Source organism: Allobosea sp. FBZP-16, from assembly GCF_002831785.1.
In the GTDB taxonomy this organism is placed as follows: Bacteria; Pseudomonadota; Alphaproteobacteria; order Rhizobiales; family Beijerinckiaceae; genus Allobosea; species Allobosea lupini.
In genome coordinates, this window is sequence record NZ_LNCQ01000032.1 from 77,835 (window position 1) to 92,751 (window position 14,917).

13 protein-coding genes are annotated in these 14,917 nt (G+C 68.1%); 8 read left to right on the plus strand and 5 right to left on the minus strand.

Going from position 1 to position 14,917, the window contains the following annotated elements; genetic code table 11:
* Positions 1-80 precede the first annotated feature (80 nt).
* From CXY91_RS17020 to CXY91_RS17040, 5 genes are all read right to left on the minus strand, one after another.
* The gene (locus CXY91_RS17020; RefSeq protein WP_100962462.1) at positions 81-725 is read right to left on the minus strand and encodes a ThuA domain-containing protein; all 645 of its coding nucleotides are present in this window, start codon (positions 723-725) and stop codon (positions 81-83) included.
* A 12-nt stretch (positions 726-737) separates the two neighbouring features.
* Positions 738-1,835: a Gfo/Idh/MocA family protein gene (locus CXY91_RS17025; RefSeq protein WP_100962463.1), complete on the minus strand. Its 1,098-nt coding sequence runs from the start codon at positions 1,833-1,835 to the stop codon at positions 738-740.
* 25 nt (positions 1,836-1,860) lie between these two features.
* Positions 1,861-2,721 carry a carbohydrate ABC transporter permease gene (locus CXY91_RS17030; protein WP_100962464.1) on the minus strand — a complete coding sequence of 287 codons (861 nt, stop codon included), beginning with the start codon at positions 2,719-2,721 and terminating at the stop codon, positions 1,861-1,863.
* On the minus strand, positions 2,714-3,604 hold the full coding sequence (locus CXY91_RS17035) for a carbohydrate ABC transporter permease (protein WP_091841612.1): 891 nt from the start codon (positions 3,602-3,604) through the stop codon (positions 2,714-2,716). Before CXY91_RS17035 ends, CXY91_RS17030 begins: the two co-directional genes overlap by 8 nt.
* Before the next feature lie 108 nt (positions 3,605-3,712).
* On the minus strand, positions 3,713-4,972 hold the full coding sequence (locus tag CXY91_RS17040) for an ABC transporter substrate-binding protein (RefSeq protein ID WP_100962465.1): 1,260 nt from the start codon (positions 4,970-4,972) through the stop codon (positions 3,713-3,715).
* Positions 4,973-5,098: 126 nt separating this feature from the next.
* On the opposite strand from CXY91_RS17040, the gene CXY91_RS17045 reads away from it, so the two are divergent.
* The 8 genes from CXY91_RS17045 (at position 5,099) to CXY91_RS17080 (ending at position 14,900) form a co-directional block, all read left to right on the plus strand.
* Positions 5,099-5,878, plus strand: a complete 780-nt coding sequence (locus CXY91_RS17045; protein ID WP_100962466.1) for an SDR family NAD(P)-dependent oxidoreductase — start codon at positions 5,099-5,101, stop codon at positions 5,876-5,878.
* 123 nt (positions 5,879-6,001) lie between these two features.
* A complete protein-coding gene (locus CXY91_RS17050; protein WP_091841621.1) occupies positions 6,002-6,847 on the plus strand; it encodes a helix-turn-helix domain-containing protein in 846 nt (281 codons plus the stop codon).
* Positions 6,848-6,975: 128 nt separating this feature from the next.
* Positions 6,976-9,921 carry a xanthine dehydrogenase family protein molybdopterin-binding subunit gene (locus CXY91_RS17055; protein WP_100962467.1) on the plus strand — a complete coding sequence of 982 codons (2,946 nt, stop codon included), beginning with the start codon at positions 6,976-6,978 and terminating at the stop codon, positions 9,919-9,921.
* On the plus strand, positions 9,918-10,745 hold the full coding sequence (locus CXY91_RS17060; protein ID WP_100962468.1) for an FAD binding domain-containing protein: 828 nt from the start codon (positions 9,918-9,920) through the stop codon (positions 10,743-10,745). The genes CXY91_RS17055 and CXY91_RS17060 overlap by 4 nt, the downstream gene beginning before the upstream one ends.
* Positions 10,733-11,263 carry a (2Fe-2S)-binding protein gene (locus tag CXY91_RS17065; protein WP_100962469.1) on the plus strand — a complete coding sequence of 177 codons (531 nt, stop codon included), beginning with the start codon at positions 10,733-10,735 and terminating at the stop codon, positions 11,261-11,263. Before CXY91_RS17060 ends, CXY91_RS17065 begins: the two co-directional genes overlap by 13 nt.
* Complete coding sequence (locus tag CXY91_RS17070) at positions 11,256-12,800, plus strand: AMP-binding protein (RefSeq protein ID WP_100962470.1); 1,545 nt, start codon at positions 11,256-11,258, stop codon at positions 12,798-12,800. Before CXY91_RS17065 ends, CXY91_RS17070 begins: the two co-directional genes overlap by 8 nt.
* A 29-nt stretch (positions 12,801-12,829) precedes the next feature.
* Entirely contained in the window at positions 12,830-13,633 is an 804-nt protein-coding gene (locus CXY91_RS17075) for an enoyl-CoA hydratase/isomerase family protein (protein WP_100962471.1), read from the plus strand.
* Positions 13,634-13,718: 85 nt separating this feature from the next.
* Entirely contained in the window at positions 13,719-14,900 is a 1,182-nt protein-coding gene (locus tag CXY91_RS17080; protein ID WP_100962472.1) for an ABC transporter substrate-binding protein, read from the plus strand.
* The last annotated feature ends 17 nt before the right edge of the window (positions 14,901-14,917 follow it).

Here is a 14,917-nt window from a genome sequence, read left to right on the forward strand (position 1 = left end):
CATCCTCACCAGCAGCGCAGGCCTTTGGCATTGGCGGGGGCCTCAAGTCCAGCCGTTCGGCTAGCCCGGCACCCCCGCTATCAGCGCGCCGCCCAAAGCAGCCCGCGCGTCATGATCGTGCGGATCTCCGGCACGTCGAGCTCATAGGCGCGGTGGCCGAGCGAGGAATAGAACACTCGCCCCTTGCCATAGCGCTTGCGCCAGACCACCGGCATCACCACCCCGTCGATCCAGGGCGCGTGCTCGCCGGTGAAGGTCGTGGTCGCCAGCACCTCGTTGGCGGGGTCGACATGCATGTAATACTGCTCCGAGCGGTGCTCGAAGCTGGCGATGCCCTGCATCAGCGGATCGTCGGGCCGGGTGATGTCGACGGTGTAGTCAATGATGCCGCCGGGATGGGAGACCCATTGGCCGCCGCACATGAACTGGTAGTCGACCGCGTCGCGGAAGGCGTCGCCCATGCCGCCATGATGGCCGGCGAGCCCGACGCCGCCGGCGACCGCCTCGCACAGGGCGGCCGCCTCCGGCTTCTCGATCTTCGACATGGTGTAGATCGGCACGATCAGCGAATAGTCGCGGATCGCGGGATCGAGGAAGACGGAGGTCGCGGTCTCGACGCGTACGTCGAAGCCCTCCGCCTTCAGCCAGCCCCGGATCATCGAGCTGCAGAGGTCGGGGTCATGGCCGCTCCAGCCGCCCCAGACGATGAGCGCAGTCCTTGTCATGTCGATCCCCGTTCAATCCAAAGTGCCGGTGGGCAGGCCGGGCGGCAGCATCGCCGGCCGCTCGACCGTGGTTGCAAGCGTGACGCGCCGCCCTTCATCGGAGGCGATCTGGAAGGCTTCCATGGCTTCGAGCACATGCAGTGCCAGCGCGCCGCTGGCGCGGTGCGGCCGACCGGAGATCAGCCCTGCCGCCATGTCGGCGACACCGATCGAGCGGAACTCGCCCTCGCTGTTGCCGTGGCTGAGGGCCTGCGCCTGCCAGTCGCCGCCGGCTTTGGCGACCAGGACTTCGCCGCCGAAGCGGTTGGGGTCGGGCACGGACAGGCTGCCCTCCGAGCCGTAGATTTCGATCGGGCTGTGGCGGTGCTTGGGCACGTCGAAGCTCATGGTGATCGAGACCACCGCGCCCGAGACGAATTCGAGCACGCCGGTGACATGGGTCGCGACCTCGACCGGGATCAGCGTGCCGTTCATCGGCTGGCTGGTGACGAGGCGCTCGGTCTTGGGCCGCGTCGCGAAGCCGACGACGGAGGCGATCGGCCCGAGCAGGTTGACGAGGTCGGTGATGTAATAGGGGCCCATGTCGAGCATCGGGCCGCCGCCGCGCAGATAGTAGAAGCCTGGCGCCGGGTGCCAGCGCTCATGGCCGGGGCAGCCGAAGAAGGCGTTGCCGGCGACAGCCTTGCCGATGGCGCCGTCGTCGATCAGCTTGCGGGCGGTCTGGTGGCCACCGCCGAGGAAGGTGTCGGGGGCCGAGCCGACGCGCAGGCCATTCTCCTCCGCAAGATCCATCACCTTGCGGGCCTCGGCCACGTTGACGCCGAGCGGCTTCTCGGAGTGGACGTGCTTGCCGGCCCGCAGGACCGCGAGGCTGACATCGGTATGCGCCAGCGGCACGGTCAGGTTGACGACGATCTCGACGTCGTCGCGCTTCAGGAGCTGGTCGACCCGCATCGCCGGCACGCCGAACTCGGCGCCGCGCGCTTCGGCCGGGGCGGTGCGCATGTCGGCGACGGCGCGCAATTCGATGGTCGAGAACTGCTGCATCGCCGTCATGTATTTCGTCGAGATGTTGCCGCATCCGATGATGCCGACGCCGATCTTTCGCATGTGACGCTCCTTGATAGCCGGATGCTCAGCCCTTCACCGCGCCGGCGGTCAGGCCGGCGACGATGTGCTTCTGGGCGAAGAGGAAAAGGATGATGGTGGGCAGGATGGTGAGGGTGATGAAGGCGAGGATCAGGTGCCACTCGGTCGAGTATTCGCCTTGGTAGACCATGATGCCGAGCGGCCAGGGATAGAGGCGGTCGCTGTTCAGCATGACCAGCGGGATCAGATAGGCGTTCCAGCTGTGCACGAAGGTGATGGTGCCGACCGTCGCCAGGATCGGGCGCGACAGCGGCAGCGTCACGTAGCGGAAGAACTTCGGATAGGAGCAGCCGTCGACCAGCGCGGCCTCCAGCAGCTCGGTCGGCAGGTCCTTGAAGAAGCGCCGCAGCAGCAGGATGCTCATCGCCAGCGCGAAGGCGACCTGGGGCAGGACGACACCCATATGGCTGTCGAGCAGGCCGAGATCGCGCACCTTGATGAACATCGGCAGGATCGCGGTGGCGGCCGGGAAGAGCAGGCCCATCGTCAGGTAGTTCAGCAGCATGTCGCGGCCGAAGAAGTGCAGATGGGCGAAGACGAAGGCGGCCATCGACGCGCAGATCAGCGTCAGCACCACCGTCAGCGTGGCGATGACGAAGGAGTTGCCGAGGAGCTGCCAATAGCGCTTCGAGAGCAGGATGTCGGCGTAGTTGCTCCATTCCCAGACGCTCGGCAGGCCGAACGGGTTGGTGCGCAATTCACCGAGCGACTTGAAGCCGCCGAGGACCGTGGCGATGAGCGGCGTCATCACGAACAGGACGATGGCCGCCAGATAGAGCGCCTTGCCGACCGCCGCCGGGCTGAAACCGTCGTCGCTGAAGGGGGCGGAGGAGGCGGGCTCACTCATCGCGCATGATCCAGCGCTTGTAGGTGAAGGCGAACACCACGCAGATCAGGAACAGGATCACGCCGACGGCGCTGCCGAAGCCGACGCGCATGCGGGTGATGCCGAAGGTGTAGAGGAAGCTCACCATGGTGTGGGAGGAGTCGGAGGGGCCGCCGCGCGTCAGCGGCATCACCAGGTCGAAGAGCTGCAGCGAGCCGACGATGGCGAAGAAGACCGAGAGGCGGATGGTCGGCGCCAGGGCGGGTATGACGACATAGCGCAGGCTCTGCCAGCGGCTGGCGCCGTCGATCCTGGCTGCCTCCAGCATGGAGCGGTCGATGGTCTGCAATGCTGCGATGAACAGCATCATGTGGAAGCCGAAATACTTCCACACGACGACGACGAGGATGGCGGCGAAGGCCGTCTGCGGGCTCGCCAGCAGATGCGGCGCTTCTGCCCCGAAGCTCTTGTAGATCGCCGCCAGCAGGCCGTAATCGCCGTCATAGACGAAGCTGAAGATCAGGCCGGTGGCGATCTCCGCCAGGATATAGGGCAGGAAGAACACCATCCTGAGCGCCACCGAGCCGCGGAAGCGGTCGGCCAGGATGATCGCGAGCGAGAGCGCCAGCGGCAGCTGGATCACCAGCGAGACGACGATGATCAGCAGGTTGTTCTTGAAGGCGGTGCCGAAAGCGCGGTTGTCGAAGACGAAGCGGTAGTTGTCGAGGCCGATCCAGTTGGTGGGCCTGCCGAAGCCGTTCCAGTTGAAGCCCGAATACCAGGCGGCCTCGCCGACCGGCAGCACCACGAACAGCGTGAACAGCAGGAGCGCCGGCGGCAGGAACAGCAGGATCGTCGAGAGCTTGCCGATATCGGCGACTCTGCGTCCGGCGAGCGCAGCCATGATCACCTCGCGATGTGAACGGGCAGGAGAGGTCGGCCGGCGGGATCGACCCGCCGTCTCGCGCTTCGATCGATGGGGGACGAGCGATGTCCCCCGACTGGCTGGTCGTCAGTTGCCCTGGCGGAAGGCGTCCTGGATCGCCTTGGCCGCCTGCTTCGGCGTCATCGTGCCGGCGGCGATCTCGGTGATCGCGTCGTTGACGACGCGGCCGACGGAGGGGCCGAGATCCTGGTCGTAGAAGTTCTGGTGATAGCTCGAACTGGCGATGTTCTGGGCGATGTTGCGCATGAAGGCGCTGCCCAGCCCCGCTTCGGCGCCCTTGTAGACAGGCACGATAAAGTTGCCGGCCGCGAGGCGCTTCTGCGGCTCGGCGCTGACGAAGTGCTTCAGGAAGGCGACGGCCTCCTTCGGGGCGCCCTTGGTGACGAGCCAGCCATTGATGCCGCCCAGCGTGTCGCTCGGCTGTCCTTTGCCGCCCGGGACGGTTGGGAAGTTGATCCAGGCGAGTTTGTCGTCGGGGATGCCGGTCTTGTCGACCGCGAAGACCTTCTGGGTGTGGTAGAAGCTCGAGATGGCGAGCAGCATCGCCGCCTTGCCATCGCCGAAATGGCCGATCGCCTGCTGGCTCTTGAAGCCGAGGAAACCGTTCTGGAAAGGCTGGAGATCGACGAGCTGCTTGAAGAGCTCGCCCGACTTCTGGAAGGTTTCGCCCTCGAAGCCGCCGTCCTGCCCCTTCAGCGCCGCCTGGATCGCAGCCTTGCCGCCGAGGCGCATGGCCAGGTTGGTCCAGTAGAAATGCACAGGCCATTTGTCGGCGCCGCCGACCGCGAGCGGCGTGATGCCGGCGGCCTTGAGCTTCTTCACCGCGTCGAGGAGGTCGTCATAGGTCACGATCTTGCCGGCATCGACGCCGGCCTTGGCCAGCAGGTCCTTGTTGGCCATGAAGCCGACCTGCGAGACGCCGTAGGGGACGCCGTAGATCTTGCCGTCGACCGTGAAGGCGTCGACCGCACTCGCCGAGAGATTGTCCTTGTAGCCCGGCATCGCCGGGGTGATGTCCTCGAGGACCCCGGCTTCGACCTGCGACTTCAGCACGCCGCCGGCCCAGCTGTAGATGATGTGGGGCCGGTCCCTGGACTGCAGCAGCGTCGGCGCCTTGGCCTTGTAGGCCTCGTTTTCGAGATATTGCATCTCGACCTTCACGCCGGGGTTCTTCGCCTCGAAATCGCGCGCCACCTCTTCCCAGAGCTTCACGACGACGGGATTGGCCTCGATGTGCAGCCATTTGACCGTAGTCTGGGCGAAGGCAGAGCCTGCGCTGACGGCGAGGGCGACGGCGCCGACGAGCAGGGCTTTGAAACGAGCCATGAGGGTCCTCCCTTGTGTCGGCCGCTGGCGGGCCGTTGATGGTTAGAACCGTAAGCTCAGGATTTGAGGTGCGCAACTCAAATTTTGATGTTATTCGGAGCCGGACGCTGCGACCTTGATGCGGCGATGACGAGGGAGGCGGTCTTGGCGGGTGCGATTTATCCCGATCTCGCGGGCAAGGTGGTGCTGGTCACGGGCGGTGGCTCCGGCATCGGCGAGGCAATCGTTCGTGCCTTCGTCCGGCAGGGCGCGAAGGTCGGCTTCATCGACCTGAAGGAGGCCGAGTCCCGCGCCATTGCGGCGGAACTCGCTGCCGCTGGTGGGAGCGTCCATTTCGAGCGTGCGGACCTGACCGATATCGCCGCGCTGCGCCAGGCGATCGGCGCGATCCGGGAGACGCTCGGTCCGGTCGACATCCTCATCAACAATGCCGCCCATGACGAGCGCCATGATGCGCTGGACGTGACGCCCGAATACTGGGACGAGCGCATGGCGGTGAACCTGAAGCACCAGTTCTTCGCGGCGCAGGCGGTCCTGCCCGACATGATCGCGAAGAAGAGCGGCGCGATCGTCAATTTCGGCTCGACCTCCTGGATGATAGGCCAGGGCGGCATGCCGGCCTATACGGCAGCGAAATCGGCCGTGCTCGGCCTGACGCGCTCGCTGGCGCGCGATTTCGGCGAGCACAATATCCGCGTCAACGCGATCGCGCCGGGCTGGATCATGACGCAGCGCCAGATCGACCTGTGGCTGACGCCGGAGAGCGAGGCCGAGCTGATGCGGCGCCAGTGCCTGAAGCGCCGGCTGGTGCCGGAGGACATTGCGCGCGCGACGCTGTTCTTCGCTTCGGAAGAAGCGGGCGCCTGCACCAACCAGCATTATGTCGTCGACGGCGGCTGGGTGTGAGGCTACGCCACCCGCGACAATGCGGTTGGTCTGGGCCGCCTTGAAAGACGGCCGGCTGCCGTCCAATATCCCGGCCTCTGGCGGCTGGCCGCCCTACGACACGATACCGGGTGAGGAAACGGCATGTCGGATGCCCTGCGCATCGCGCACGGAGCTTTCGGCCGGGTGGCGCTGCTCGACATGGATCGCAGCCTCGTCCGGCACGCGCATCCGCATTGCCATGTCCTGCTCAAGGTCGACGGCGACGATACGCAGTTCCTGGTCGGGGACCATGTCGCCCCGCTGACCGACGATCTCGCCGTGCTGGTCAATGCCTGGGAGACGCATGCCTATGTCCATGACCCCTCGCGCAGGAACGCCCTGATCCTGGCGCTCTATATCGAGCCGGAGTGGCTGCGCAGCTTTCGGCCGAACTGGGCGGCGAGTGGCTCGCCCGGCTTCTTCGAGCACTCGGCGGGCGAAGTCAGCGCCCATATCCGCCAGACCGCGCTCGATCTTGCCGCCGAGATGGTGCACGAGCCCGGCGCCAGCCGCCGTCAGGAGGAGCTGCTGTCGGAACTGATGATCGCCGTGATCGAGCGCTTCACGCCCTGGCGCTCGATCGGCGCCTCGCTGCGCGAGATCGCGCGTTCCAGTGCGGTCGATTTCCGGGTGCGCCGGGCGATTCTGCTGATGCGCTCCAACCCGGCCGCGCCGCTCTCGATCGAGCGGCTGGCGAGCGAGGCCGGCCTGTCGCGGGCGCATTTCTTTCGGATGTTCGAGACCTCGACCGGCGTGACGCCACATGTCTTCCTCAATGTGCTGAAGGTCGAGCTCGCGGTCGGGGCCGTCGTCGACGGCGAGGAGAGCTTCAGCGCGATCGGCGACCGGCTCGGCTTCAGCGCGCCGGCGCACTTCACGCGCTTCTTCCGCGACCATTGCTCGGTGGCGCCGAGCGAGTTCCGCAGCGTGGCGCGCCTCGGTCGCTGAGGCATTTTCTTCGAATTTGAGACTATTCGGTAAGTCCCGAGACTGAGCGGGATCGAACCTGGCCGGCCGATGACCGAACCTTCCCGTGAGGCGCCTCCGTAAGAGCGCCTCACGGGAGCCGAACGCCGGTGAAGGCTGAAACCATTTCCTGGACGGGCCAGTCCGTGGAGCGCGTCGAGGACGCCGCCCTGCTGACCGGTCGCGGACGTTTCATCGATGACCTCGGCATCAGGCCGGGCACGCTGCACGCCGCGATCCTGCGCTCGCCGCACGCCCATGCGGACATCCTCTCGATCGGGACCGGGGCCGCCGCCGCGCTGCCGGGCGTGGTGGCGATCGTCACGGGACGTGATCTTGCCAGGCTGACCACGCCGATGGTTGCCGGACTGAAGATCGCCGCGGAGAACTGGCCGATGGCGGTCGAGCGCGTGCGCTATGTCGGCGAGCCCGTCGCGATCGCGGTCGCCGAGAACCGCTATCTCGCCGAGGATGCGCTGGATGCGATCGAGATCGCGTACAAGCCGCTGCCGGCGATCGTCGATCCCGTCGCCAGCATGGCGGAGGAGGCGCCCGTCCTCCACGAGAAGGCCGGCGCCAACCTCGTCAGCGATCGCCGCTTCCGCTATGGCGAGCCCGAGCCCGCCTTCGCCGCAGCCGCGCACACGATCTCGGTCAGCATCGCCTATCCGCGCAATACCGGCGCGCCGATGGAGACCTTCGGCGTCGTCGCCGAGTACGATCCGCATGAGGGCGTCTACGACATCCTCGCCAATTTCCAGGGCCCGTTCAGCATCCATACCGTGCTGGCGCGGGCGCTGAAGGTTCCCGGCAACCGCCTGCGTTTGCGCATGCCGCCGGACTCCGGCGGCAGCTTCGGCGTCAAGCAGGGCGTCGCGCCCTATGCGGTCCTGATCGGCGTCGCCGCGCGGATCGCCGGGCGACCGGTGAAATGGATCGAGGACCGGCTCGAGCATCTCGGCGCGGCGGTGGCGGCGACCAACCGTGTCACCACGCTCAAGGCGGCCGTGTCGGCGCAGGGGCGGATCAGCGCGCTCGACTGGGACCAGATCGAGGATTGCGGCGCCTATCCTCGTGCGCCGGAGCCGGCCACGCTCTACCGGATGCACGGCAACATGACCGGCGCCTACGACATCCGGCATGTCGCGATGCGCAACCGCGTGGTGCTGACCAACAAGGCGCCGACCGGGCTGGTGCGCGGCTTCGGCGGCCCGCAGGTCTATTTCGCGCTGGAGCGGCTGATGCAGCGCATCGCCGTCGAGTTGCGGCTCGATCCGCTCGACGTCATCCGCAGGAACCTGATCCCGGCGGGCGCCTTTCCCTATCGCACCGCGACCGGCGCGCTCTACGATTCCGGCGACTACCAGGCGGCGGTCGAGCAGGCGGTCGCCGGCCGCCTGGCCGAGCTCGAACAGCGCCGGCACGCAGCGCGCGCTGCCGGGAGGCACTACGGCATCGGCTTTGCCGCGGCGGTCGAGCCCAGCGTCTCGAACATGGGCTACATCACCACCGTGCTGACCGCCGAGGAGCGGCGCAAGGCCGGGCCGAAGAACGGCGCGCAGGCGACGGCGACGGTCTCGATCGACCCGGTCGGTTCGGTCAGCGTCCATGTCGCCTCGACGCCGCAGGGCCAGGGCCATCGCACAGTGCTGGCGCAGGTCGTCGCCGACATCTTCGGCCTGCCGCATCGCGACATCAGGGTCGTCGCCGATCTCGACACCGGCAAGGACGCCTGGTCGATCGCCTCCGGCAACTATTCCAGCCGCTTTGCCGCGGCGGTGGCCGGCGCCGCCCATCTCGCTGCGACCCGCCTGCGCGACAAGCTCGCCTTGATCGCCGCGGAGCAGCTCGAGGCCGAGCCCGGGCAGATCGGCTTTGCCGGCGGCGCGGTCTTCGCCAAGGGAAATCCGGACAAGACCATCCCGTTCGGGCGGATCGCGGCGCTCTGCCACTGGTCGCCGGCGCTGTTGCCCGATGGCGTCGACCAGACGATCCGCGAGACCGCCTTCTGGACGCCGCCGCAGCTCACTGCGCCGAGCGAGCGCGACGAGATCAATTCCTCGCTCTGCCATGGCTTCATCTTCGACATGGCCGGCGTCGAGGTCGATCCGAGCAGCGGCAAGATCCGGATCGACCGCTACGTCACCATGCATGACTGCGGGCGGGTGCTGCATCCCGGCATGGTCGAGGGCCAGATCCGCGGCGGCTTCGCCCAGGCCCTCGGCGCGACCTTCTACGAGGAGCTCGCCTATGCCGAGGACGGCGCCTTCCTGACCGGCACCTTCGCCGACTACCTGCTGCCGACCGCGACCGAGGCGCCGGATATCGAGATCCTGCACATCGAGACGCCCTCGCCCTTCACGCCGCTCGGCACCAAGGGTGTCGGCGAGGGCAATTGCATGTCGACGCCGGTCTGCCTGGCGAATGCGGTCGCCGATGCGCTCGGGGTCTCCGACATCGCCCTGCCGCTGACACCCGCCAGGCTTGCGGCACTCGCCGCCGAACCCGAACCGACCCGGCCGGCGACGAGCCGCGCCGCAGCGGCGCCTGCCGCGAGGCCGGGCGATCGCAGTCTGCGCGGCGAAGGCGAGGCCAGGGTTGGTGCCGTGCCCGAGGCGATCTGGGCGATGCTGCTCGACGTCGACACGCTGGCCTCGATCATTCCCGGCTGCCATGGCGTGCAGAAGCTCTCCGAGACGCATTTCAAGGCCGACGTCACCCTCGGTGTCGGCCCGGTGAAGGGACGCTACAAGGCCGAAATCAGGCTCGAAGACCTCGATGAGCCCCAGGCCGCGACATTGACCGGCTCGGTCTCCGGCGCGCTCGGCACCGGCAGTGGCTCCGGCCGCGTGACGCTGACGCCGGACGGCAAAGGTGGCACCGTGATCGGCTATGCCTATGAGGCAGCGGTCGGCGGCAAGGTCGCGGCGATCGGCGGGCGCCTGCTCGACGGCGCGGCCAAGGCGATCATCGGCCAGTTCTTCGCGGCGCTGGCGCGCAAGGCGTCGCCCGGCAAACCCGGCCTGCTCGCCCGCCTGTTCGGGAGGCGCGCATGAAGCCCGCGCCCTTCGACTATCTCCGCGCCGGCAGTCTCGACGAGGCCCTGGCGGCACTCGCCGAACATGGCTCCGAGGCGCGCATCATCGCCGGCGGCCAGTCGCTATTGCCGATGCTGAACATGCGGCTCGCCAAGCCCGCTCTGCTCGTCGACATCATGGGCGTCGCCGGGCTCGGTGAGGTCCGGCGCGAGGGCGGGATGATCGTGGTGCCGGGCGGCGTTCGGCAGGCGGCGCTGTTGCAGCGGCCGGGCCTGGCGAGCGAGCAGCCGCTGCTGGCTGCCGCCTTGCCCTGGCTCGGTCACTACCAGACCCGGGCGCGCGGAACAGTCTGCGGCTCGGCCGCGCATGCCGATCCCAGCGCCGAAATCCCGCTCTGCCTGGTCGCGCTCGATGGTGAGATCCGCCTGCGCTCGCGCCGCAAGCGCCGGGTGCTCAAGGCGGCCGACTTCTTCTCCGGCATGATGGTGACGCAGAAGGCCGATGACGAGCTGATCGAGGCCGTCGCCTTTCCCGCTGCCCGGCCCGGCACCGGCTATGCCTTCGAGGAGGTGGCGCGCCGGCATGGCGACTTCGCCATCGTCGGCTGTGCGGCGATGGTCGAGGCCGGGCAGATTCATCTCGCGGTCGCCGGTGTCGCCGACAAGCCTGAGCGCCGGAGCTGGCCGCGCCTGGACGGTTCGGCGCTGGACGACGCGCTCAACGCCTTCGCCTGGGAGCTCGACGCTCGCGAGGACCTGCACGCCAGCGCCAGGCTGCGCCGCGACCTCGTCCGCACGCTCGGCCGCCGCACGATCGAGGAGGCCGGCCGATGCCTCGCCTGAGCGCCGCCACCCGCCACCGCGTCGGCTTCACGCTGAACGGCAAGCCCGTCGCGGTCGAGGCCGAGCCACGCCTGCTCGCGACCGACGCGCTGCGTCACGGCCTTGGCGCGACCGGCACCCATGTCGGCTGCGAGCACGGCGTCTGCGGCGCCTGCACCATCCTGATCGACGGGGCGCCGGCGCGCGCCTGCCTGACGCTCGCCGTCCAGCTCGAAGGCCGGGAGGTCACCACGGTCGAGGGGCTGGCGCCGGCACAGGACCGCCTCTCGGTGCTGCAGGCCGCCTTCCGGCGCCACCACGCTTTGCAGTGCGGCTTCTGCACCGCCGGCATCCTGATCTCGCTCGAGGCCTTCCTGCGCGAGCAGCCGGAGCCGAGCGAGCGGGAGCTGCGCGAGGTCGTCGGCGGGCATCTCTGCCGCTGCACCGGCTACACCCCGATCATAGCCGCCGCGCGCGAGGCCGCTGACCTGCTGCGCCAGGCATCTCAGTCCACTGCCGCGGAGCCCCTCGATGTTTGACCTCGGGACCAGCTTCACCGCCAGCGTGGCCCGCACTCCCGACGCACTCGCCATCGTCGATGGCGAGGTCCGCCTGAGCTATGCGCAATGGCTGGCGCGGATCTCCTCGCTCGTCGCCGCCTTCGACGGCATCGGGCTCAAGCCCGGCGACCATTTCGTCACCATCATGCAGAACCGCTGGGAGGCGGCTAGCCTGCATTGGGCCTGCCAGTTCGCCGGTCTGATCATGACGCCGATCAACTGGCGGGCGAAGCCGGACGAGATCGACTTCGTGCTGGAGAATGCCGGCGCCAAAGCGATCGCCTTCGAAGCCGTCTCCGCCGACGCCATGGCCGAGAGCGCGCTTGCCGCCGGCCTGCCGCGGATCGCGGTCGGCAGCGATGCCGGGCCTGCAGACTTCAGCTTCGGTGAGATGATCGCCGTGGAGGCGCCGACCGCGACGCCCCGCGCCGGCGCCGAAGACTGGTCGCTGATGCTCTACACCTCCGGCACCACGGCCAAGCCCAAGGGCGTGCCGCGGCGGCACCGCGCCGAGCGCATGGCCGCGCTCGCCCATGTCGCGCAGAACCTCTACGGCAGCGGCGAATGCACGCTCGGCGTCATGCCGCTCTATCACACGATGGGGGTGCGCTCGCTGCTGGCGATGTCGCTGATCGGCGGCAGCTTCGTCTGCCTGCCGCGCTTCGATGCGGCGCGGGCGCTGGAGCTGATCGAGGCCGAGCGCGTCAGCAATCTCTATCTCGTGCCGACGCTCTATCACGACGTCGTCCATCACCCGCGCTTTGCCGTGAGCGACGTCTCCTCGGTCCGCAAGCTTGGCTTCGCCGGCGCGCCGATGACCGACGGTCTGCTCGGCAAGCTGACCGAGGCGTTCAGGCCCGAGCTCTTCGTCAACCACTACGGCTCGTCGGAAATCTACACCTTCACCATCGACCAGAATGCCGCGGCGAAGCCGGGCTGCGCCGGCAAGGCGGGGCTCAACCAGCTCATCCGCGTGGTCCGTCTCGGAGCGGCCTCGGCCGCGGAGCTGGCCCGGCCCGGCGAGGAAGGCGAGATCATCGCGCTTGCCGCCAGCGACGAGGCCTTCGAAGGCTACTGGCGCCGGCCCGAGGCCGACGCCAAGTCGCTGCGCGACGGTTGGTACTTCACCGGCGACACCGGCTATTTCGACGAGGACGGCGACCTCTTCGTCACCGGCCGCGTCGACGACATGATCATCACCGGCGGCGAGAACGTCTCGCCGGTCGATATCGAGAGCTGCCTGTCGCTGCATCCGGCCGTGTCGGAGGTGGCCGTGGTCGGCCTGCCCGACGAGCGCTGGGGCAAGATCGTCGTCGCCTTCGTGCAGCGCGCCTCGGCCGTATCAGCCGAGGAGCTCGACCGGCACTGCAAGGTCTCCGGCCTCGCCAATTTCAAGCGTCCGCGCCGCTACGAATTCGTCAAGGCGATCCCGAAATCGCCGGTCGGCAAGCTGCTGCGCCGCCAGCTCGTCGCCGGCGAGTACGAGCCCGAGCGACCCGATCTCGCCGCCGAATGATCCCAACTCTGAAACCGAGAGCCAAAGCCATGAACGCAGTCACCCCGATCCACGCCAGCCTCACCGGTCTCGACGGTTTCCGCGTCGAGATCGATCCCGCCCGCGAACGCGCCGACGTCATCCTCGACCGGCCGCCGATGAACACGGTGGCGATGGCCCAGCGCGACCAGCTGCGCAAGGTGTTCGAGGCGCTCGACGAGGACGATCGCGTGCGCATCATCGTGCTGCGCGCCGTCGGCGAGCACTTCTCCTCGGGCGGCTATATCAAGGGCTTCCTGGAGGCTTCGCCCGAGCACGTCTCCAAGCTCGCCTGGAACATCGCCGCCCCGGCGCGCTGCGCCAAGCCGGTGATCGTCGCCAACCGCGGCTACACCTTCGGCGTCGGCTTCGAGATCTCGCTCGCCTGCGACTTCCGCATCGTCTCGGAGACCTGCCAATACGCGCTGCCGGAGCAGAAGCTCGGACAGATCCCCGGCTCGGGCGGCTCGGCCCGCCTGCAGAAGATCGTCGGCATCACCCGGACCAAGGACATCGTGATGCGCTCCAAGCGCATCTCGGGCCAGCAGGCGCTCGACTGGGGCATCGCCACCGAATGCGTTCCGGACGGGGAGCTCGAGGCCGCGACCGACCGCCTGGTCGACGAGCTGCGCTCGTTCTCGCCGATCGCCCAGCGCACCGCCAAGAAGCTGCTCAACGACACCGAGGATTCGACGCTGGCGATCGCGATCGAGCTGGAAGGGCACTGCTATAGCCGCCTGCGCCAGTCCGACGATTTCCGCGAAGGCGTCGAGGCCTTCCACGCCAAGCGCGCGCCGCAGTTCACCGGCCGCTGAGCCGGCAAATGACCCGCACGGGCATGCCCGCGCGGGTCCGCCCGATCGACACCGCAGAACCACAACCAGAACCGAGGGAACGACCATGAAAACGACCGGATATCTCACTGTCGCCGCCGGGCTGCTAGCTGCGACGGCGCTCACCGGCGGCGCTCTCGCTCAGAGCGGCCCGATCAAGATCGGCGTCGTCACGCCGCTGTCGGGCACCTATACCCCGATCGGCCAGCAGGTGCGCTGGGGCCTGGAGCTCGCCACCAAGGAGATCAACGCAGGGGGCGGCATCGCCGGCAGACAGGTCAGCCTGGTCTTCGAGGACGAGGAGGCCAACCCGGCCGTCGCCGTGCAGAAGGCCGAGAAGCTGTTCCAGGTCGAGAAGGTCGACTTCCTCACCGGCACGGTCAATTCCGGTTCGACGCTCGCCGTCGCCCAGCTGGCCGAGCGCAACGCCAAGCTCGCGGCGACGACGGTCTCCTTCGCCGACTCGATCACCACCGACAAATGCTCGCCGAACATGTTCCGCGTGAACGCGCGCGCCGAGCAGCAATCGGTCGCGCTCGCCGCCTGGCTCGCCAAGGAGAAGCCGAAGGCCAAGGTCTATTATCTCGGCCCCGACTATGAGATGGGCCGCTCGACCGTCGCCGCTTTCAAGAGCAGCGCCGAGAAATCCGGTGCGCCGACCGGCGGCGAGGTGTTCGCGCCGCTCGATTCGAAGGACTACACCCAGTATTTCGGCCAGATTCGCGCTTCGCGGCCGCAGGTGCTCTACACCTCCGTCGCCGGCAACGACACGGTCAGGCTGCTGACCCAGCTGCAGGATTTCGGCCTGCTCACCAACCTGCAGGTCGTCGGCGCCTCCGGCACCGTGACCTCGCAGAACATCGGCGCGATCGGCCAGGCGGCCGAGGGCTTCGCCACCGGCGTCGGCTATTCCCCGCAGATCGACACACCGGAGAACAAGGCGTTCGTCGCAGCCTTCCGCGCGGCCAACAAGGCCGATCCCGATCTCTACGGCGCCGACAGCTACGGCCTGCTCTTCGCCTATAAGGCCGCTGTCGAGAAGGCGGGCTCGACCGAGACCGACAAGGTGCGGGAGGCGCTGCGCGGGCTGAGCTGGCAGACGCCGCAGGGCGCCAAGACCATCCGCGCCGGCGATCATCAGGCGATGCAGCCGATGTATGTGGTGCGCGTCGCCAAGGGCAAGTTCGACATCATCGACAAGGTCGACGCCGACAAGGCGATCGGCCCCGACGCCTGCACAAGGTTCTGAGGACAGGCGCCGACCCC